We start from the raw sequence: 18,437 nt of genomic DNA on the forward strand, positions 1-18,437 counted from the left end.
TCCGGTAGTGCCGGCCGCTGGCCGGCAACCTCATGATCTTCGATGGCAGTCCCAGGTTGCCGGCCAGCGGCCGGCACTACCGTTCTTCGAACGCCGGCGGCTCGCCATAGAACCGCCGCAGCTGCGCGGCCACCTCCGGCAACGCCTTATGCAGCAGATCCGGCGCGGAGAAGTGGTATTCGCTGGCCACCGCGAAGAACTCTTCCGGCGCCTCGGCCGCATACGGATCGATCAACGTTTCCTCGCCTGCGTCCACCTGCGCACAGAAGGCGTCGAAGGCACGCTGGAAAATGCCCGCCCACTCGCGCTGCCATTCGCGTGGCAGCGGTGGCGTACCGTCCATCGCGCCATCCAGCGCATCCAGCTTGTGCACCATTTCGTGCACGGCCACGCAGTAACCCTCGTGCGGTGCGGCCAGGTCGGCCTGCACGTCGGCCCAGGACAGGATCAACGGACCGCTGTCCCACGATTCGCCAATCAGTTCGTCATCCCACTCGTGCAGCACGCCGGCCGCATCCATGTGGCTGCGGTGCACGCGGAACGCATCGGGGTAGACGATCAGCTGCGACCAGCCTTCCAGGCCCACTTCGCCGAACTCCAGCAGCGGCAGGCAGCACAGCGCCGCCAGCAGCACGCCATCGCCGGCCTGCAATTGCAGGTCACCAATCGGCGTGATGGTCTTCTCGTGCAGGAAGCGCGTGGTCAGCACGCGCAGGCGCGCACGGCGTTCGTCGTCCAGGCCGTGCAGCCAGGCCGCGCGGCGGCAGGCGTCATCCCAAAGCGCATCGTCAATCGGCCGCGGCGCAGGCCGCAGCCACTGCAGCAACGACTTGATCAGCGGAACATTCCCGGCAGGTAGCTGTGCCACTTCGGTGCGCGGATGCGCTGCAGCACGTCGTCGTCGCTGCCACCGCCACCGGTGCTGGTGGCGCTGCTGGCGGCCGGGCGTACCGGTGCCGGCTTGGTGGTGGCTGCCGAGGCGGTTGCGGTCGGTGCGCGCTGCGAGGCGGCATCACCATTGGAGGACACGCAAGCGCCGCGGCTGTCGTCCAGCGCTGCTGTCGCAGACGCCGCGAAGGGCATCATCAGCAGGATCAGGCAATGGGCATAACGGCGCATTGACGACATCCACGTTAAGGGAGGGTGAGTTCCCGATTCTAGCCCGAACCCGACGCCCAGTTGGAAGCCCCCTCGGAACCCAGCGTGGCGGGCGTCGCTGGCGGCTTTCCCGCATAATTCCTTCCTGACTTCGTGGAAGCTGCCGTGGACGATCGCCAATTGCTGGCCAAACTCGCTGCCGGTCGCCTGTCCGGCGACGCCCTGGCCCGTGAGCTGGGTCAGACCCGGGCGGCCATTTGGAAGCGTATTCAAGGACTTAGGGCCGCCGGTGTGGACATCGAGGGCCGTGCTGGCGAAGGCTATGGCCTGACCCGCCCGGTCGATCTGCTGGACCCGGACGCGATCCGCGCCGGCCTGCCTGCTGACGTCCAGGCCCTGCTGCACGACCTGCAGGTGGCTTGGACGGTGGACTCGACCAACGCCGAATTGCTGCGCTGCAGCGCGCCCCAGCGCGGGGTGAGTGTCCTGCTGGCCGAACGCCAGACCGGCGGCCGTGGCCGTCGCGGCCGCGCCTGGGCCTCGCCGCTGGCCGCGCATATCTACCTGTCGGTGCTGCGCCTGTACTCCGGTGGCCTTGGCCGCCTCGCCGGGCTGAGCCTGGTGGCGGGCATCGCCGTGGCCGAAGCGCTGCACGATCTGGGCTACACCCAGGCGCAGCTGAAGTGGCCGAACGACCTGATCGTCGATGGCAAGCGCAAGCTGGTCGGCCTGCTCGCGGAGGGTGGTGGCGAATACGCCGGCCCGGCGCGCGCGGTGATCGGCATCGGCATCAACACGCATATGCCGCCGTCGTTCGCCGAGCAGATCACCCAGCCGTGGGTGGACCTGGACACGCTGGCCGGCAAGCCGGTGGACCGCAACGTAGTGGTCGCCGCCGTGCTGACGCGCCTGCTGCCGGCGCTGGAAGAGTTCGATCGCGAAGGGCTGGCCCCGTTCCTGCCGCGCTACGCCGCGTTTGACATGCTGGCCGGCCGCGAAGTACGCGTGGAACTGGACGGACAGTGGCAGCACGGTACCGCACTTGGCCTGGCTGACGACGGCGCGCTGCGCGTGCGCATCGATGGCCACGAGCGCCTGCTGCACGCCGGCGAAGTCAGCGTGAGGGCGGCATGAGCGATTGGTTGTTCGACCTGGGCAACTCGCGCTTCAAGTTCGCGCCGTTGCAGGGTGACCGTGCCGGCGACGTACAGGCCTGGGCGCACGGCGCCGAAGGCATGGCCGGGCAGCCGCCGCACAGCCTGCCCAGCGGCACCACCGCGTTCGTGGCCAGCGTGGCCGCACCCTCGCTGACCAGCGCCATGCTGGACCAGCTGCAGCGCCGCTTCGAACACGTGCATGTGGTGCGCACCAGCGCCGAATGTGCCGGCGTGCGCATCGCCTATGCCAAGCCGGAAAAGTTCGGCGTCGACCGCTTCCTGGCCCTGTTGGCCGCCGCCAAGGCGCAGCGCCCGGTGCTGGTGGTCGGCGTTGGCACCGCCTTGACGATTGATCTGCTCGACGCCAATGGCCAGCACCACGGTGGCCGCATTTCCGCATCGCCCACCACCATGCGCGAAGCACTGCACGCGCGTGCAGTGCAGCTGCCTGCAACCGGCGGCGACTACAGCGAATTCGCCAACGACACTGCCGACGCGCTGGCCTCCGGCTGCGATGGTGCGGCTGTGGCGCTGATCGAACGCAGCGCACAGCAGGCGAACGCGCTGCTGGGCGTGGCACCGTCACTGCTGGTACACGGTGGCGGCGCACCAGCGCTGATGCCGTTGCTGCCCGGCGCCGACTATCACCCGTCGCTGGTGCTGGATGGCCTCGCCCGCTGGGCGGTGCACCAGCCCGCAGGCTAGTATCCGCGCATGCTGACCCGTGCCCTGATCGTCGTACTGGCCATCCTCAATCTTGGCGTCGCCTGCTGGTGGCTGCTGCGCGATGCACCGCAGGCGCCTGCGCCGCCGCCGCAACCCGCTGGCGTAGCCGAGCTGCGCTGGGTGCCCGGTGGCGTGGATGCCGCTGCGGCCGCCGAGGCCACTGCCGCCGCCCCGACCGCGCCGTTGATGGAGCGCGAACCTGCCGCGAAGACGGCTGTGGCTGCGATGCCCGCGCCTGCACCGGCCGTGCCGGCCCAGCCCGAGGTCGCCAAGCCGCAGGTAGCTGAGGCTACGCCGGTTGCTGCCGCTGCAAAGCCGGTAACGCCGCCTGCACCGGCCCCGGCGCCGGAAAAACCCGTAACCCCGCCCGTGGCCGCGGAGCCGCCGCGCTGCATCGCGCTGGGCCCGTTCGCCGACCGCGCTGCTGCTACCAGTGCGCAAGGCAAGGCCGGCAACGTCATCAGTCAGGTGCGCCTGCGCGAACAGCCTGCTGCCAGCGGCAGCGCACGTTTCCGGGTGATGCTGCCGGCCGCCGCCAATCGCGAAGAAGCCCAGGCCACGGTGAAGCGCATCGTCGCCGCCGGCCTGAGCGACTACTACATCATCAGCCAGGGCGAGGACATCAACGCCGTGGCGCTGGGCCAGTACCGCAACCGCGAAGGCGCCGAGCGCCGCATGGCCGCAGTCCAGGCCGCTGGCTTCCAGCCGCGTCTGGTCGCCAGCGGCGATGCCGGCCAGTGGTGGCTGGAAGGGCAGCTGGCGGCGGGCGCGCAGCCGGCCCAGGCCCAGCAGCGCAGCGGGGCGGCACAGAGCCGGTCGCTGGAATGCACACGGTTGCGCTAGAATCCCCGGACTGCGGCGCTGCCGCCGGTGATCCACCCATGCCGCTTTAGCTCAGTTGGTAGAGCAACTGTCTTGTAAACAGTAGGTCATCCGTTCGATTCGGATAAGCGGCACCATCCCTCCATGTGTCGGCGCCTCTTTGCGCTGCTCCAGGTACTTGCCCGGTGGTTCGAAAGGCGGCATACCCGGCACCTGGGCAGTCTTACCTTGAGAATGATGGCCCGTCCTGCGCATGAACCTGCTGCGCTGGCTGCTGTTCAGGATTTGCTGCCAACGCCTCAGCGCGATGCAAGGACTCTGCTTCAGGCGCCCGAAGCGCGTCCATCGTATTCATGGTTCCACGGCGTTGGGCAGGATCGTCCATCGCTCCCTCGACGATGAATACTTTCTCGCCACGTGCAAGGGACTCTGTCGGGTTATTCAATACAACGTGGTCAACTCTTGAAAGCCCTTGCTCCTTCGCGAGCACGAACAAACTCGCGGACATGCGCTGGCTCGACTCATCCCACTGCTTCCCGCTCTCGGCGTCCAGGCGTTCCACACCCGCTCTTATCTGCCTATAGAGAGAACGGTCAGCATCGCCAAGCTCAGCTACTGAGAAAGTAGCTCGTTGCAGCGAGAGTGAGTCGTCGGTGGCCGAGCCGACGCTGGCCGCAACCGCCGTGCGCTCGGCGTCAGATTCTGGATCTGGCCTACGCCGCCGTTGCGTGGGTGCTATTTCCCGGTCGTAGAAGTCGCCATAGTAAAGCTCGTATGTCGCATGAGGACCAACGGACGGAGTCTCCGTCTTGAACACTTCAGCGATCTGACCCAGTGCTTGGCTACGGTTGATTCGTCCCGCCTGGAGTTCTGCCGCAATGGTTCCATATTGTTGTGGCCGGCTACCCGTGCCGGAAACGCCAATATCTGGGCCGCCACCCGCAACGATCTCACGCTGGACCTGGACATTGCTGAGAGTTGCGGCGGCTTCTCCTCGCAACTCGCTGTTTACATAGGCTTGTTTAGAAGCTCGGTTTGAGGGTTCGGTGAAGAGATGGTGCCCAACTTCGTGAGAAAGAGAACGTGCGATTCGGGTGCCTTGCCCGATTGCATTCTCGTCTATAACGATCTTCACGCCGGGAACAAGGTAGGTGCCTTCACCGGCTGAGCCCCATTGAACAACGATACCTTCGCGTCTCGCCTGGGCGAGACCCGCCTGAAGTGTTGGGGATTTTGCCAGAAGCGGGGCCAAGGAAGGATCGTCCAACGGCGATGCAGGACGTCGTGCGGCTCCTGGGCGGCCTCCCTCCTGCGGCTGTGGCAGTCCAGCGTCTTCAGTGCGCTCCATGCGGCGACTCCTTCGCAATTACAGGCTTCAGCGCTGACGGATCGATATGTAGGTCAGCGTCACGTTGTCGGCGGCGAGCCCGAGCACGACCTGTGCATCGTTCACCTGCGCGGTCCAGTAAGGGCGAGAGCCCGGCGCATCGGGTCGAGGTGGATGTTTGGTGGAGTTCTCCCAGATCATTTCCTCGAGCGCAATGCTCGGTGGCGCGATATCAAAGATCAGGTTCGCGAGGGCGGGGTTGTCAGCGGCACTTCTCAGCCTGATGTTCCGCACCTCAAGGTCGCCCAGCATTCCCCGTTCTGCGATCCGCTCGTCCATGAGGTCCTGACGCGCCGGCTCTCCCAGGCGGGTGTGGAGAAGTTCACTCAATGCATCGACATCATCAAAGCGCACACTGGACAATCGCTCGATGTCGTTCTTGAATCGCTCCATACCAGCTTCACTCCCTGATTTGATGGTCTGTCTTTGATTCAGATGATCTGATGGGCGTGGCGGCGCGGCGATTGAACATGCTGCCAGCACAAGCGCCGGAATAGCGATCGCGAGGCGACGACGCGCTGCTATCCAGAGGCGGCGCTGAAGTCCACGGTTTGATGAGGAAGCGCATTTCTCGACCCATGCATCCATGAAAGCATCTCTCGCGCCAATGTCACGCTCTTGAATCTAGCACAGCATTTTGTGAGTGCGGATTGGCTCCGCGTGAACAATGAGCTACTGAAAACGCACTCGGTTCTACTTTCAAATTTGAAAAGATGGGGCGTCGGCTGCGAGGGAGGGAGCACCGGACGGGAGGCCGGGCACAGCTCCATGCGCGCATTCCCGATAGTTGAAAGATTGTAGCCAGTAGGCTACATCTCTCCATGAAGATCCAGCGTACCCGTCAGTTCGCGACATGGATTGACGCTCTCAAGCATCCTGGCCCGTATCGGTCGGCTCGCTGAAGGCCATCCTGGTGATTCCGCTATCTGGCGGATGGCGTTTCTGAATTGCGTATCGATGCAGGACCGGGTTACCGCGTGTACTACACCCAGCGCGGAAGGCAGTTGGTGATTCTCCTGGTTGGAGGCGACAAGGGTTCACAGCAGCGCGATATCGAGAAGGCCAGGGAGATTGCGCGTGCCCTGTGAGCATCGAACTGGCTGTGGGCGAAACGACTCAATACCAAAGTACTGGAGCTGTCCAATCATGGCTGCCAAGAAGAAAGTCGAACTCAAAGCATTTGATGTGGCCGAGCATCTTCGGACGCCGGAGGAGATGGCGGCTTATCTCGACGCCTGCATCGAAGAAAGCGACGGTGATTCTGCATTTATCGCCAAGGCGCTTGGCGATATCGCTCGCGCTCAGGGCATGAGCAAGGTTGCGCGTGCGGCGGGCTTGTCGCGCGAGAGTCTGTATCGTGCACTGTCGGGCGAGCGCAGCCCGGATTTCGCGACCATCCTGAAGGTGACCCGTGCCTTGGGCGTGCGACTAAATGCCAGCGCTGCATGAGCGTACCAGCGGACCTTGGCGCGTTGGCACGTCGCTGGACGTAAAGCGCATGAACACGCGACGCATCGATGCACTACGCGTCAGCAGTGGCCAGACAAAGACATCTGGCGCGATCAGGTTCAATCAAACCGAATGATGCGGATCAACCCTTTTGTTGCCGATCCGTCTCCGAAGGCGGCCACCGTGCCGCACTGGAATACTTCTTTCGCACCGTCATGGTTGACGAATGAGATCGTGCAGTGTGCCCGCGTTCCAGGCGTGATGCGGGTAATGGCGCGATCATTCAACACGAAGCTGTACCACATGAGTTCAGGGCTTATTGAAAGCGCCATGGGGCGCGCGGTGGAGGCGATCATCTCGGCAACAACGCCACCGCGCGAATCCACTTCGTCCAGACGCAGCTCAACGAGAACAGGTTTCAGGTTTGGGTAGGGTGTGCTCATGCCAGCAGCGGGTCTGTCTGATTCGATAGCCGGGGTAGCGACGCGTTGAACCTGTACATTGGGGATCTCAATGTTCTGCATTATTGAGCCGCACCCACCTGCAACGCCACATACTCCGCCAGCCCTCGGCAGGCCAGCATCAGCCCCTCGCGCGCACCATCGCCGATATCGTCTTTCTCTTCCCCATCCACGCGAACGCGCTCGGCGGCGTGGTACAGCTCCAGCAGCGACACCAGACAGGCGGCGGCGCGATCCCTGCGCGCGGCGGCCACCGCTTGGCCGGGCGTGCTTGACGACCCCTGCCACGGCTGTCCGTCGGCGGCATCGCCGGCCTGGATGTGCCGCAGGCAGGCGGGGAGGTTGATGGGCGCGGGCGCATCGTTGGCGGCAGCGAAAGCGGCTTCCAACGGCTGCGCCAGTTCGGGCGGCAGGCGCAGGGCAGCCTCGCCCAGGGTGGCGGTCAGGTACGGGTGGTGGGTCTTGGGCATGCGGGCATCCTCGGCAAGAACAGAGGTGCCACCCGAAGAGGGTGGCGGGCGATGCGTGGCTTCCAAGACCGGGTCAACGAATCGGCGGGCACGAGGCCCCCACGCACCGCCCGCCGTCGATCGGCGAACGGATTGCTAGCCGGCGCCGCCCCTGAAAGGACGACGCCGGCTGGCAAGCGTATACATCGTTGACAACACAGGCTTGGAAGTCCCGACCACCTTTGCAGGTGGCGATTCATCATGCGCATGTGAAATCACCGCCTGCCAGTCGTTTGTTTCGATGGCATCGGGTGATCTGAAAGGAAAAATGAATTATCTAGTTTGGCGCGTTTCGAACATCGCAATGCCAGAAGCGACATATCGCGCGGGGCTGAAACCAACGATGAATCCTGGCGCGTCATTGCTGTCGCACGGCCCTTTAAGGCCCAGGAAGTAAAGCTGGCTTAGCTTCCCCGGCAAGACTTCTAGAACACCCTACCAGACCTGAATCCCCACGCGCTCCACCCGGATCTTGATATTCCTCACGGACAGTGAGCAGCGCCCCACCGCATACTGCCGCCACACGCCCACTCTGGGCCCCTTCGGGATCCGCACATGCGTCGCCATGCCCTGTCGCTCACCGCCGCACTGTTGTCCACCGCTTTCGTTACCCCGGCCATGGCCGCCGTGCCGTTCTTCAACGCCAGCTGCCCGGGCGGCATCGATGTGCACGCCGACGAGGGCGGGCCGGTCTACGTGCAGGGCCGCGAGGCCTCGCTGAAACGCTTCAACGACCGCTATTTCGAGGCACGCGATGCCAACAGTGGCATCACCCTGTCGATCAGCAGCAACGAGGACGGCTCGCCGCAGATCAGCTACACCGGCCGTGGCGGCGCCAACGGCATCTGCCAGGTCAGTGCCGGCGGAGAGCCCGCACCGTCTGAACATCGCGACCACCGTCGCCACGATGACGACAACGACGCGGCGCTACCGCGCGAAGTCACCTGCGAGTCCACCGGCCAGCAGCAGGTGTCGTGCGACATGGATACCCGTGGCAACGTGGAAATCGTGCGCCAGCTCAGTCATAGCCGCTGCGAACAAGGCCAGAACTGGGGTCTGTCGCGGCATTCGGTGTGGGTGAACGGCGGCTGCCGCGCGGTGTTCCGCAATGTGTCCAAGGCGGCCAACAGCGCGCCGGCAGGCGATACCGCGCTGGGTTCCTGCAACATGCGCAAGGGTGCGCAGGGCACGCTGGTGACCCAGATGCCGGTGGGCAGCGATTACCAGGAACTCATCATCGATTATCCCGATGGGCGCTTCCTGTGCATGATGCGCAACAACGGCCAGGTGCAGAGCGTGACGCCGGTTCGCCGCCGCGGAAGCTGAGCTTGCAGCGGGCTGGGGGCCGGCCTCAGCCGCGGGACCTATACAACAACACCCACGCCAGCATCAGGGCGAGCGTCCCGACTGACGTCAGGCCGAACCACAGCGCGGCCACCTTCACGTTGCCAATCAATGCCGCCAGCATCCGCTGCGGCTCGCTCTTCAGGATCGGGTATTCAGCGTGTGCCTTGCGCAGGCGCTGCCAACCCAAACCGAGGAACAGCAGAAACGAGAATGGCGTCAGCAGGAGCGTCGCCTGCATCAGCCAGCCGTTCGGCGACGCATCGATCGAACTGCTCAGAAAAACCGCAAGCAGGGCGATGGGCAGCGCCACGGTGAAAAAGCGGGGCCAGGCGGTATTGATGAAGGGCGACATCGCAATCTTCCATGAGGGGGAGTCGGGTCCGCGCGGCATCATGCCATGCCAATGTCCTGCTGCACCGCCGCGAGTGGTGTCACACAGCTCTGGCTAGACTGTGCTTCTTTTTCCGCGCAGGAGGCACCCATGGCCCATCCCATCTCCGTATCCCTGATTGGCGTTCCCACCGATGTGGGCGCAGGCCATCGCGGTGCACGGCTGGGGCCGGAAGCGCTGCGCGTGGCGGGCCTGCCCGAAGCACTGGAAGCGCGTGGCGTGGACGTGCGCGACCTCGGCAACCTGGACGGCCCGCGCAACCCGTGGACTGCGCCGGTGCAGGGCTATCGCCACCTGGATGAAGTGGTGGCGTGGAACCACGCACTGATGGAAGCCAGCTATGCCGAACTGCAGGCCGGCCGCATGCCGATCATGCTCGGTGGCGACCACTGCCTGGGCATCGGTTCGATCACCGCCGTGGCGCGCTGGTGCCGAGAGCAGGGCAAGACCCTGCGCGTGCTGTGGCTGGATGCGCATTCGGACTTCAACACCAGCGATGTCACCCCGTCGGGCAACATCCACGGCATGCCGGTGGCCTGCCTGTGCGGCCTTGGCCCGGACGCGTTGACCCAGCTGGGTGGCAGCGCACCGGCGATCACCCCGGCGCAGATGCACCAGATCGGCATCCGCTCGGTGGACCCGGAAGAGAAGCGCCTGATCAAGACCCACAAGGTCGATGTTTACGACATGCGCTACATCGACGAGAACGGCATGAAGCGCACCGTGGAAGCGGCGCTGGCCGGCATCGACGAGAACACCCATCTGCATGTCAGCTTCGATGTGGACTTCCTGGACCCGAGCATCGCGCCGGGCGTGGGCACCACCGTGCCGGGCGGGGTGAACTACCGCGAGGCGCAGCTGGTGATGGAGATGATCGCCGACACCGGGCGCATGGGCTCGCTGGACATCGTTGAGCTCAACCCCTTGTTGGACAAGCAGAATGCCACTGCCGAACTGGCCGTGGACCTGGTCGAAAGCCTGTTCGGCAAGTCCACCCTGATGCGCGATTGACGGTTCCGCCTGAACGGATCTGTGATCCGTTCACACGCGCTCCACGCCACTGCCGCCAGATTGCACTTCACGCGGCGGTGGTGGGCATTGGCCTTCTCCCGCCGAGCGAAACAATCCCATCCGCGAATGAAGCGGTGTAGCGGCAAACCCAAGGAGAAGCCCATGAAGCGCGTAGTTGCCCTGATGCTGTTGTCGATGTTCTCGGTGGCCCTGCTGGCCGGTTGCAACACCATTGCCGGCGCCGGCAAGGACGTGCAGAAGGCGGGCGAGAAGGTCGAGGACACCGCGAAGGGCCGTTGAGCCCTGCACGGAACGGAAAGAGAAAAGGGCCGGGGATATCCCCGGCCCTTTTTTTGTGCGCGCGTTCGCTGCAGGGGTTGTGGAAGCGGAGTGAACCATTCAAGCAGGTGAGCATGCATTTCATTGCGGGTTGACCGGCATTCAACAGCCGCTGCGCGAAGCTGGAGCCACGGTAAGAACGCCGTTGCAACCAAGGACTCCCAGCAATGAACAAAGACATCATTTCCGGCAAGTGGTCGCAGCTGAAGGGCAAGGCCCAGGCCAAGTGGGGCGATCTGACCAACGACGACTTCGATGTGGCCGAAGGCAATGCCGAGTATCTGGCCGGCCGCCTGCAGGAACGTTATGGCTGGGCCAAGGATCGCGCGGAGAAGGAAGTGCGTGAGTTCCAGGACGCCGTGAGCAAGGACTACCCGGACTACAAGTAAGCGCCTCGGTTTCCCCCACAACACGACGCCCGCACCGTGAGGTTGCGGGCGTTGTGTTGTCTGGTCGGGAGGATCAGCGCGCCGGCGGGTCCGGCACGTAGCGGTTGGGAAACGCCTGCGGTTCGCGCGGCAGGCGCGACGGCGAATCCACCAGGATGCCGCGTGCGCGCAGGTTGCGGGCGCTGTCGTAGCGCAGCTGCAGGACCTGCGCCGGGCTGCGGCTGGCGCGTTCGAAGTCGGTGTCGCGTACCGAGGACTGTTCGCGTGCGCCGTGGCCGGTGCCCAACGCTGGCGCCTGCGACTTGCTGGCGTAGCCCTCGATTCGGCTGTTGCTGGCGCTGGCATCGGCCGCTGCTTCGGCCGCCGGGGCCGGTGCTGGCAGGCCACGGCGCAGGATCGGCTGCGGGTACCAGCGTCGTGCTTCCTCGAACACCGCAACGCCCACCACGCCGATGTTGTCCGGACGGCCGGTGCGGCTGGCATAGCTGCCACCGGGGCTGCTGAACACGAACTGCGCCACTTCGTCCTGGCTCTTGCGCCAGCCGGTGATGTCGGCGCGCTGGCCGGGGTTGAGCACGTAGCCGGTCTGCGAGGGATCGGCATCTTCGCCGGAGATGGCGTTGACGCCGTCCACCGACAGCACCACCAGCACCCGGCGCGGGCTGTCGTTGTACAGGCGCACGGCGTAGCGGTGGCCGCGCTCGCCGGCCACCCAACGCTGGCCCTCGGCGGGGTAGCTGCGCAGTTCGGTGCCGCGGTCGCGGTCGACCAGGGACATGCGCACGGGGCCACCTTCGTACACCGGCGGCGGCATCGGGGCCGGGCGGAAGCCGGCCAGGGGCAGGATCAGCAGCAGGGGCAGCAGGCGTTTCATCGGGCGTCTCCAGCGGGGTTGCGTGAATGAACGCGCCGCGGGCCCTGACGGGGTTGGTGGCGTGCAAGGTAAACTGGCCCCGTTCATCGAAGGTTACCCCACGCAGTCATGACGACCCGAGTCCTTACCGGCATCACCCCCTCCGGCACGCCCCACCTGGGCAACTACGTTGGCGCCATCCGCCCGGCGATTGCGGCCAGCCGCGCGCCGGACATCGAGAGCTTCTTCTTCCTGGCCGATCTGCACAGCCTGATCAAGTCGCAGGACCCGCAGCGCACCCAGCGCGCGACCCTGGAGATTGCTGCCAGCTGGCTGGCCTGTGGGCTGGACCCGGAACACGTGTGGTTCTATCGCCAGAGCGACATCCGCGAGACCACCGAGCTGATGTGGTTCCTGACCGCCATCGCCAGCAAGGGCATCCTCAACCGCGCCCATGCCTACAAGGCGGCGGTGGACAAGAACCGGGAGGAAGGCCAGGACGAGGACGCAGGTGTCAGCGCCGGCCTGTTCATGTACCCGGTGCTGATGGCGGCCGACATCCTGATCTTCAAGGCCAACCAGGTACCCGTGGGCCGTGACCAGATCCAGCACATCGAGATGGCGCGTGACTTCGCCCAGCGCTTCAACCACGTATACGGCAAGGAGTATTTCCCGCTGCCGGACGTGGTGATCGACGAGCAGGTGGCAACCCTGGCGGGCCTGGATGGCCGCAAGATGAGCAAGAGCTACCACAACACCATTCCGCTGTTCGTGCCGCGCGAGGAGCTGAAGAAGCTGGTGTTCTCGATCCTGACCGATTCGCGTGCACCGGGCGAGCCGAAGGACACCGAAGGTTCGGCGCTGTTCCAGATGTACCAGGCGTTCGCCACCCCGGAGCAGACCGCTGCCTTCGCCAAGGCCTTCGCCGATGGCATCAGCTGGGGCGATGCCAAGCAGCAGCTGTTCGAGCGCATCGACAGCGAACTGTCGCCGCTGCGCGAGCGCTACAACGCGCTGATGGCCGAGCCGGAGAAGATCGAAGCACTGCTCAAGCGCCGTGGCCAGCAGTTGCGTGAGCAGCTGGCAGCACCGCTGCTGGAAGAACTGCGCCATGCGGTGGGCCTGCGTGACCTGTCCACCGCGGGCGACATCGCCAGCGAGGACGCTGGCGTGGCCCGCGTGGCACCGCCGCTGTTCAAGCAGTACCGCGAGAAGGACGGCCGTTTCTACTTCAAGCTGACCGCCGGTGACGGCACGCTGCTGATCCAGAGCGAAGGCTTTGATTCGCCGCGCGATGCGGGCCAGTTGATCGCGGTGATCAAGCAGGCCGAGCAGGGCGACCAGCTGCAGAGCGAGCTGTTCAAGCTGGAAGCCGAGGTGGATGCGGTGCTGGCGGCATTGGCTGTGTTGCGCGCCGACTGATCGGTAGATGCCGACCTTGGTCGGCGCTGTTGAGGGCGGAATGCCGGCCAGCGGCCGGCACTACCCGCAATCGGCGGCCATGGCATGATGTCCGCGCGCCTCAGGCGCGATGACATGGAGTCTGCAATGGCCTGGTTGTCGCTGCTGCTGTTCCTGCCCTGGTTTCTGTTGCTGGGCAGCCTGTACTGGCTGTTCCCGCGCCAGCCGCGTAGCGCGCGGCGGCGCCTGTTCGATGGTGCTGCCCTGGCATTGGCATTGCTGCTGAGCATCCTGGCGATGCTGTGGGGCCACCATATCGGCCTGGTGCAGCCCGGCGCCGGCCCGATCTGGCCGCAGGTGCTGGCGGTGCTGTATGCCTATGGAGCTTTCCTGGCAGTGCTGGTGCTGGCGTTGCTGCTGCGGCCGCGGTTCGCATTGCGCTCCGGCTGATCGGTAGTACCGGCCGCTGGCCGGCAACTGCATTCAACTGGCTACACCGAGGTTGCCGGCCAGCGGCCGGCACTACCCGACCAAAGCCGCATCGAACCCGGGCCGCCTGCGCGCCTACCATGGGTGTCTGTTCCCGATCCTGCCAGGTGCGTGCCAATGACCGCCGACCCCAGCATCCACACCATCGATACCGGTTTCCAGCGCCCGGATTTCGACGCGGCGTATCTGATCGTTGAAAACGGCCGTGCCGCGTTCGTCGACTGCGGCACCGGCCTGTCGGTACCGGCGATGCTGCAGGCGCTGGCGGAGGCCGGTCTGGGCGTGGAAGCAGTGGACTGGCTGCTGCTCACGCACGTACATCTGGACCACGCCGGTGGTGCAGGCCTGCTGATGCAGCAGCTGCCGAATGCGAAGGCGGTGCTGCATCCGCGCGGTGCGCCGCACATGATCGATCCGACCCGGCTGATTGCCGGCGCCACCGCGGTGTACGGCGCCGAAGAGATCGCGCGCAGCTATGGTCGCATCGAGGCGATTCCGGAGCACCGTGTGGTGGTGGCCGAAGACGGCCACCGCATCGACCTGGCCGGCCGCGAACTGGTGCTGTTGCATACGCCGGGCCACGCGCTGCACCACTACTGCGTGTGGGATGCGCGCAGCCACAGCTGGTTCACCGGCGATACGTTCGGTATCTCCTACCGTGAGCTGGACAGTGCGCAGGGTGCTTTCATCTTCCCGACTTCGTCGCCGGTGCAGTTCGATCCAGAAGCGATGAAGGCTTCGATCCGGCGCATGCTCGATTACGCGCCGCAAGCGATGTACCTGACCCACTACGGTCGTGTGGAACAGGTGGAGAAACTGGCCGACGACCTGTTCGAACAGATCGATGCGATGGCCGCCATCGGCCGCCAGTGCGATGGTCGACCGGATCGCCACCGCTGCCTGCTGGCCGCACTGCAGGCGCTGTACCTGGAACGTGCACAACTGCATGGCTGTGCGCTGGACGATGCCGCGGTGACCGCTGTTCTGGCGATGGACATCGAACTCAACGCCCAAGGCCTGGCCTGCTGGCTGGATCGCATCAGCAAGTAGATCCATGCCATGCGTGGATGACGTTGGCCCAGGCTGCGCCGCGATGTCACGACCACGTTACACTCTGGTGACTTCCAAGCCTGCCGTGGTATTGCCGTGAATCCGATGCGCGTGTTGCTGCTGTCGTCCTGCCTGTTCGTCGGTGGCCTGGCCCATGCGGCCAACGACCTGCCGGGTGGCGGCATCGATCCGCAGGCACTGTCGCGCCATGTGCGCGTGCTGGCGTCGGATGAATTCGAGGGCCGTGCACCGGCCACCGAGGGTGAAGAGCGCACGGTGCAGTACCTGATCGAGCAGTTCCGCAGCTACGGCCTGCAGCCGGGCGGCGTGGACGGCAGCTGGGTGCAGCCGGTGCCGCTGGTGCGCGCACAGCTGGATGGCGCGGCCAAGGCCAGCCTGTCGCTGAAGCAGGGCAAGCGCGCGCTGGCCAACGGCGTGGACGTGACCCTGCAGAGCCTGCAGCCGCGCAAGCGCGTGCAGATCAAGGACGCGCCGCTGGTATTCGTCGGCTACGGCATCGACGCGCCGGAACGGCAGTGGAACGACTACAAGGACGTGGACCTGCACGGCAAGATCGCGGTGGTGCTGATCAACGACGCCGATTTCGAAGCCGATGCGCCGGGTGCATTTGATGGCAAGGCGGTGACCTACTACGGCCGTTGGACCTACAAGTTCGAGGAAGCCGCACGCCGTGGTGCCGAGGGCGTGCTGATCGTGCACGAGACCGCGCCGGCTGCGTATGGCTGGGCCACGGTGAAGAGCTCGGGCACCTCGCCGCTGTTCGACATCGAACGCGGTCAGGCCGAGGCGATGGCCCAGCACACGCCGCTGCGCGGCTGGATGCAACGCGAGCTGGCCGAGGCGATCTTCGCCGACGCCGGCCTCGACTTCGATGCCGAGAAGCGCAAGGCGATGCGTGCCGATTTCCGACCCGTGGCACTGGACAACGCGAAGCTGAGCGTGGATTTCGCACTCAAGCGCGAGCAGGTGGTGACCCGCAACGTGGTGGCCAAGCTGCCCGGTGGCGAGCATGCCGACGAGGCGGTGATCTTCTCTGCGCACTGGGATGCCTTCGGTATCGGCCAGGCCGATGCCAAGGGCGATCGTATCCGCCGCGGCGCGATTGACAACGCCACCGGCGTGGCCACGGTGCTGGAACTGGGCCGGGTGTTCGCCGCCGGCCCGCAGCCGCAGCGCACGCTGTACTTCGTGGCACTGACCGCTGAAGAGAAGGGCCTGCTGGGCGCCAGCTACTACGCCGCACACCCGCTGGCGCCGCTGGACAAGACCGCCGCAGTACTGAACATCGAGATGTTCAGCCCGGATGGTGCGACCCGTGACATCGCGTCGTGGGGCAAGGGCCGGGTCTCGCTGGAAGGTGACCTGGAACGCGTGGCCAAGGCCCGCGGCCGCAGCTACAGCCCGGACCCGAATCTGGAAGCCGGGTTCTTCTACCGTGCCGACCACTTCGCCTTCGCCCGGCTGGGTGTGCCGGCGATCACCATCGGCCCGGGCCTGGACAAGCTGGACGGTGGCGTTGAAGCCGGCCGCGCGCTGCGCGAGAAGTACTTCGCCGACTGCTACCACCAGGCCTGCGATGCGTGGACGCCGAGCTGGGATCCGAGCGGCCACGCCGCCGATACACTGCTGGTCTACGACCTGGGCGCCGAGCTGGCCAACAGCCGCCGCTGGCCGACGTGGGAGAAGGAATCGGAGTTCCACGGCGCGCGCGACAAGAGCGAAGCGGCCCGCCGCTGAGGGGGTAGTGCCGGCCGCTGGCCGGCAACCTCATGAACCTTCGGAAAGACGGCGTGGTTGCCGGCCAGCGGCCGGCACTACCGACGCCGGCGCAGCATGCGCCCCAGCTGGCGGCTGCGAGTGCTGCCAGATAGCAGGCCACCATCGTGCGCAGGCCAATGCCGTGGCTGCGGCCAGCGTCGCCGCGATTCACATCAGTGGCGTGGCGGAAGACGCAGCGGCCACCGGCATTGCACCGGTGGCCGCGATCATGACGGCGCGCTTACTTGCGGGTGCCGTCGAGCCAGTTCGGGCCCTTGTTGGTGAGGAAGAACACATAGACCACCAACGATACCGCGATCGTCGCGGTGACGTAGATGGCGAACCAGTCCACGTGGCCGGTCTTCAGCGCGCCCTGGTACAGCAGCGGGGCGGTGCCGCCGAACAGCGAGTTGGCCAGTGCATAGCCCAGGCCCACACCCAGTGCACGCACGTGGGTGGGGAACAGTTCGGCCTTCACCACCGCGTTGATGGAGGTGTAGCCGGTGAGGATGACGAAGCCCAGCGCGAGGGTCAGGAATGCCAGGGTGGCGTCATGCTGGTGCGGCAGCTGGGTGATCAGGTACCAGCTGTACAGCACGCCGCCGACGCCGAAGAACACCAGCAGGGTCTTGCGGCCGATGATGTCCGACAGCCAGCCACCGACCGGCTGCAGCACCATCAGGAAGGCCAGCACGCCCAGGTTGATCAGGGTGCCGGTCATCGGATCATTGGCGGCGAAGGCACTCTGGATCATCTTCGGGCCGTTCACCGAATAGGTGTAGAAGGCCACGGTGCCACCGGCGGTAATCAGGAAGCACAGCAGCAGCGGCCGCCACTGGTGCACGAACAGCTCGTACATCGAGCCGGACTTCTGTGCCTTGCCCTCGCGTGCCGCCTCGATGGACGACTCCGACAGCGACTCGTCCATGCCACGGCGCAGCCAGAACACCACCACCGCCGCGATGCCACCGATGCCGAAGGCGATGCGCCAGCCCCATTCGGAGATTTCCGGCTTGCCCCAGAAGGTCAGCATCAGCAGCAGGGTCAGCTGGGCCAGCACATGGCCACCGACCAGGGTGACGTAGTGGAAGGAGGACAGGAAGCCACGGCGGCCGGGGATGGCGGCTTCGGACATGTAGGTGGCACTGGCACCGTACTCGCCGCCGGTGGCGAAGCCCTGCAGCAACCGCGCGAACAGCAGGATCACTGCCGCCCAGATACCGATGCTGGCGGCGGTGGGGGTGATGGCGATGAGGAACGAACAGGCCGCCATCAGCGTGACCGACACGGTCAGGGCCTGGCGACGGCCATGGCGGTCGGCGAAGCGGCCGAAGAACCAGGCGCCGATCGGGCGCATCAGGAACGTTGCCGCGAAGATCGCCCACACGTACATGGTGGAGTTCTTGTCATCCGGCGAGAAGAACTGCGATTCGAAGTACACGGCGAATACCGAGTACACGTAGACGTCGTACCACTCCACCAGGTTGCCGGCGGAGCCTTTGAGGGTATTGGAGATGGAGCGCCGCAGCGCGGCGCCGTCGGTGCTGGGGACAGCGGAATGGGACGTGGTGCTCATCCGGGTGGGAATCCTCGATGCGGCGCTTCCGTGCGGGAAAGATCGGTGCCAGCCGCGCGCGGGGCGCTTGCGGCCAGCCTCCTAGGTAATGCATCCCACGTCAACGCCGGGTGCCGAACGAGCGGGCGGGGAATGGGACCGGACAGGGTGACAGCGGGCGCCAGACGGGCCTATAGCTAAATCGTCGTACGCCCTTTCGCGTC

The 18,437-nt window shown here is 65.6% G+C and carries 22 protein-coding genes and 1 tRNA gene; 14 read left to right on the plus strand and 9 right to left on the minus strand.

Annotated features, from left to right (window positions below):
• Positions 1-76 precede the first annotated feature (76 nt).
• Positions 77-868: a M90 family metallopeptidase gene (locus tag ACZK2G_RS01350; protein ID WP_169050351.1), complete on the minus strand. Its 792-nt coding sequence runs from the start codon at positions 866-868 to the stop codon at positions 77-79.
• Complete coding sequence (locus ACZK2G_RS01355) at positions 835-1,119, minus strand: hypothetical protein (protein ID WP_014645622.1); 285 nt, start codon at positions 1,117-1,119, stop codon at positions 835-837. The genes ACZK2G_RS01350 and ACZK2G_RS01355 overlap by 34 nt, the downstream gene beginning before the upstream one ends.
• Before the next feature lie 144 nt (positions 1,120-1,263).
• Here ACZK2G_RS01355 and birA point away from each other — a divergent pair, with 144 nt between their 5' ends.
• The 4 genes from birA to ACZK2G_RS01375 all read left to right on the plus strand — a co-directional run bounded on the left by birA (position 1,264) and on the right by ACZK2G_RS01375 (position 3,940).
• A complete protein-coding gene (gene birA, locus ACZK2G_RS01360; protein WP_426354766.1) occupies positions 1,264-2,232 on the plus strand; it encodes a bifunctional biotin--[acetyl-CoA-carboxylase] ligase/biotin operon repressor BirA in 969 nt (322 codons plus the stop codon).
• Positions 2,229-2,960: a type III pantothenate kinase gene (locus tag ACZK2G_RS01365; RefSeq protein WP_046984540.1), complete on the plus strand. Its 732-nt coding sequence runs from the start codon at positions 2,229-2,231 to the stop codon at positions 2,958-2,960. The genes birA and ACZK2G_RS01365 overlap by 4 nt, the downstream gene beginning before the upstream one ends.
• A 9-nt stretch (positions 2,961-2,969) precedes the next feature.
• The gene (locus ACZK2G_RS01370; RefSeq protein ID WP_478474461.1) at positions 2,970-3,824 is read left to right on the plus strand and encodes an SPOR domain-containing protein; all 855 of its coding nucleotides are present in this window, start codon (positions 2,970-2,972) and stop codon (positions 3,822-3,824) included.
• A 40-nt stretch (positions 3,825-3,864) separates the two neighbouring features.
• Positions 3,865-3,940, plus strand: a tRNA-Thr gene (locus tag ACZK2G_RS01375).
• Between the two features lie 86 nt (positions 3,941-4,026).
• Here the strand turns inward: ACZK2G_RS01375 and ACZK2G_RS01380 are convergent.
• Entirely contained in the window at positions 4,027-5,070 is a 1,044-nt protein-coding gene (locus ACZK2G_RS01380; RefSeq protein ID WP_478474463.1) for an XVIPCD domain-containing protein, read from the minus strand.
• A gap of 108 nt (positions 5,071-5,178) precedes the next feature.
• A complete protein-coding gene (locus tag ACZK2G_RS01385; protein WP_478474465.1) occupies positions 5,179-5,778 on the minus strand; it encodes a hypothetical protein in 600 nt (199 codons plus the stop codon).
• A 389-nt stretch (positions 5,779-6,167) separates the two neighbouring features.
• Between ACZK2G_RS01385 and ACZK2G_RS01390 the strand changes: the two genes are divergently transcribed.
• Entirely contained in the window at positions 6,168-6,278 is a 111-nt protein-coding gene (locus ACZK2G_RS01390; RefSeq protein WP_478475547.1) for a hypothetical protein, read from the plus strand.
• Between the two features lie 58 nt (positions 6,279-6,336).
• Positions 6,337-6,639: an addiction module antidote protein gene (locus ACZK2G_RS01395; RefSeq protein ID WP_478474467.1), complete on the plus strand. Its 303-nt coding sequence runs from the start codon at positions 6,337-6,339 to the stop codon at positions 6,637-6,639.
• 119 nt (positions 6,640-6,758) lie between these two features.
• Here the strand turns inward: ACZK2G_RS01395 and ACZK2G_RS01400 are convergent, their stop codons facing one another.
• Positions 6,759-7,082 carry a hypothetical protein gene (locus tag ACZK2G_RS01400; protein ID WP_426354777.1) on the minus strand — a complete coding sequence of 108 codons (324 nt, stop codon included), beginning with the start codon at positions 7,080-7,082 and terminating at the stop codon, positions 6,759-6,761.
• Between the two features lie 80 nt (positions 7,083-7,162).
• Positions 7,163-7,570 carry a hypothetical protein gene (locus ACZK2G_RS01405; RefSeq protein WP_478474468.1) on the minus strand — a complete coding sequence of 136 codons (408 nt, stop codon included), beginning with the start codon at positions 7,568-7,570 and terminating at the stop codon, positions 7,163-7,165.
• Between the two features lie 594 nt (positions 7,571-8,164).
• Between ACZK2G_RS01405 and ACZK2G_RS01410 the strand changes: the two genes are divergently transcribed.
• Complete coding sequence (locus tag ACZK2G_RS01410; RefSeq protein WP_478474469.1) at positions 8,165-8,935, plus strand: DUF3011 domain-containing protein; 771 nt, start codon at positions 8,165-8,167, stop codon at positions 8,933-8,935.
• A 25-nt stretch (positions 8,936-8,960) separates the two neighbouring features.
• Here ACZK2G_RS01410 and ACZK2G_RS01415 read toward each other — a convergent pair whose 3' ends face one another.
• Complete coding sequence (locus ACZK2G_RS01415; RefSeq protein ID WP_046984553.1) at positions 8,961-9,308, minus strand: hypothetical protein; 348 nt, start codon at positions 9,306-9,308, stop codon at positions 8,961-8,963.
• A gap of 129 nt (positions 9,309-9,437) precedes the next feature.
• On the opposite strand from ACZK2G_RS01415, the gene rocF reads away from it, so the two are divergent.
• The 3 genes from rocF to ACZK2G_RS01430 all read left to right on the plus strand — a co-directional run bounded on the left by rocF (position 9,438) and on the right by ACZK2G_RS01430 (position 11,086).
• Entirely contained in the window at positions 9,438-10,358 is a 921-nt protein-coding gene (gene rocF / locus ACZK2G_RS01420; RefSeq protein WP_478474471.1) for an arginase, read from the plus strand.
• Positions 10,359-10,520: 162 nt separating this feature from the next.
• Positions 10,521-10,658, plus strand: a complete 138-nt coding sequence (locus tag ACZK2G_RS01425; RefSeq protein ID WP_008266021.1) for an entericidin A/B family lipoprotein — start codon at positions 10,521-10,523, stop codon at positions 10,656-10,658.
• A 206-nt stretch (positions 10,659-10,864) separates the two neighbouring features.
• Positions 10,865-11,086: a CsbD family protein gene (locus ACZK2G_RS01430; RefSeq protein WP_004153772.1), complete on the plus strand. Its 222-nt coding sequence runs from the start codon at positions 10,865-10,867 to the stop codon at positions 11,084-11,086.
• A gap of 73 nt (positions 11,087-11,159) precedes the next feature.
• On the opposite strand, the gene ACZK2G_RS01435 is transcribed toward ACZK2G_RS01430, so the two are convergent.
• Positions 11,160-11,960, minus strand: coding sequence for a hypothetical protein (locus ACZK2G_RS01435; RefSeq protein WP_136639120.1), 801 nt, complete (start codon positions 11,958-11,960; stop codon positions 11,160-11,162).
• A 108-nt stretch (positions 11,961-12,068) separates the two neighbouring features.
• Between ACZK2G_RS01435 and ACZK2G_RS01440 the strand changes: the two genes are divergently transcribed.
• The 4 genes from ACZK2G_RS01440 to ACZK2G_RS01455 all read left to right on the plus strand — a co-directional run bounded on the left by ACZK2G_RS01440 (position 12,069) and on the right by ACZK2G_RS01455 (position 16,637).
• On the plus strand, positions 12,069-13,361 hold the full coding sequence (locus tag ACZK2G_RS01440; protein WP_478474473.1) for a tryptophan--tRNA ligase: 1,293 nt from the start codon (positions 12,069-12,071) through the stop codon (positions 13,359-13,361).
• A 126-nt stretch (positions 13,362-13,487) separates the two neighbouring features.
• On the plus strand, positions 13,488-13,790 hold the full coding sequence (locus ACZK2G_RS01445) for a hypothetical protein (RefSeq protein WP_046984557.1): 303 nt from the start codon (positions 13,488-13,490) through the stop codon (positions 13,788-13,790).
• Positions 13,791-13,946: 156 nt separating this feature from the next.
• A complete protein-coding gene (locus ACZK2G_RS01450) occupies positions 13,947-14,879 on the plus strand; it encodes an MBL fold metallo-hydrolase (protein ID WP_136639122.1) in 933 nt (310 codons plus the stop codon).
• A 105-nt stretch (positions 14,880-14,984) separates the two neighbouring features.
• Positions 14,985-16,637, plus strand: a complete 1,653-nt coding sequence (locus tag ACZK2G_RS01455; RefSeq protein WP_478475548.1) for a M28 family metallopeptidase — start codon at positions 14,985-14,987, stop codon at positions 16,635-16,637.
• Between the two features lie 262 nt (positions 16,638-16,899).
• Here ACZK2G_RS01455 and ACZK2G_RS01460 read toward each other — a convergent pair whose 3' ends face one another.
• On the minus strand, positions 16,900-18,234 hold the full coding sequence (locus tag ACZK2G_RS01460; RefSeq protein ID WP_004137399.1) for an MFS transporter: 1,335 nt from the start codon (positions 18,232-18,234) through the stop codon (positions 16,900-16,902).
• Positions 18,235-18,437 lie beyond the last annotated feature (203 nt).

The sequence above is a fragment of the Stenotrophomonas sp. 107298_Sma genome, assembly GCF_056480345.1.

Bases quoted from the DNA above. Each gene is read 5' to 3' on its own strand.
- ACZK2G_RS01400 (WP_426354777.1), bottom strand. From the start codon at position 7,082: ATGAGCACACCCTACCCAAACCTGAAACCTGTTCTCGTTGAGCTGCGT.
- ACZK2G_RS01410 (WP_478474469.1), top strand. From the start codon at position 8,165: ATGCGTCGCCATGCCCTGTCGCTCACCGCCGCACTGTTGTCCACCGCT.
- ACZK2G_RS01445 (WP_046984557.1), top strand. From the start codon at position 13,488: ATGGCCTGGTTGTCGCTGCTGCTGTTCCTGCCCTGGTTTCTGTTGCTG.
- ACZK2G_RS01440 (WP_478474473.1), top strand. From the start codon at position 12,069: ATGACGACCCGAGTCCTTACCGGCATCACCCCCTCCGGCACGCCCCAC.
- ACZK2G_RS01405 (WP_478474468.1), bottom strand. From the start codon at position 7,570: ATGCCCAAGACCCACCACCCGTACCTGACCGCCACCCTGGGCGAGGCT.
- ACZK2G_RS01435 (WP_136639120.1), bottom strand. From the start codon at position 11,960: ATGAAACGCCTGCTGCCCCTGCTGCTGATCCTGCCCCTGGCCGGCTTC.
- ACZK2G_RS01355 (WP_014645622.1), bottom strand. From the start codon at position 1,119: ATGCGCCGTTATGCCCATTGCCTGATCCTGCTGATGATGCCCTTCGCG.
- ACZK2G_RS01415 (WP_046984553.1), bottom strand. From the start codon at position 9,308: ATGTCGCCCTTCATCAATACCGCCTGGCCCCGCTTTTTCACCGTGGCG.
- ACZK2G_RS01430 (WP_004153772.1), top strand. From the start codon at position 10,865: ATGAACAAAGACATCATTTCCGGCAAGTGGTCGCAGCTGAAGGGCAAG.
- ACZK2G_RS01365 (WP_046984540.1), top strand. From the start codon at position 2,229: ATGAGCGATTGGTTGTTCGACCTGGGCAACTCGCGCTTCAAGTTCGCG.
- ACZK2G_RS01460 (WP_004137399.1), bottom strand. From the start codon at position 18,234: ATGAGCACCACGTCCCATTCCGCTGTCCCCAGCACCGACGGCGCCGCG.
- ACZK2G_RS01385 (WP_478474465.1), bottom strand. From the start codon at position 5,778: ATGGATGCATGGGTCGAGAAATGCGCTTCCTCATCAAACCGTGGACTT.
- ACZK2G_RS01450 (WP_136639122.1), top strand. From the start codon at position 13,947: ATGACCGCCGACCCCAGCATCCACACCATCGATACCGGTTTCCAGCGC.
- ACZK2G_RS01455 (WP_478475548.1), top strand. From the start codon at position 14,985: ATGCGCGTGTTGCTGCTGTCGTCCTGCCTGTTCGTCGGTGGCCTGGCC.
- ACZK2G_RS01395 (WP_478474467.1), top strand. From the start codon at position 6,337: ATGGCTGCCAAGAAGAAAGTCGAACTCAAAGCATTTGATGTGGCCGAG.
- ACZK2G_RS01425 (WP_008266021.1), top strand. From the start codon at position 10,521: ATGAAGCGCGTAGTTGCCCTGATGCTGTTGTCGATGTTCTCGGTGGCC.
- ACZK2G_RS01370 (WP_478474461.1), top strand. From the start codon at position 2,970: ATGCTGACCCGTGCCCTGATCGTCGTACTGGCCATCCTCAATCTTGGC.
- rocF (WP_478474471.1), top strand. From the start codon at position 9,438: ATGGCCCATCCCATCTCCGTATCCCTGATTGGCGTTCCCACCGATGTG.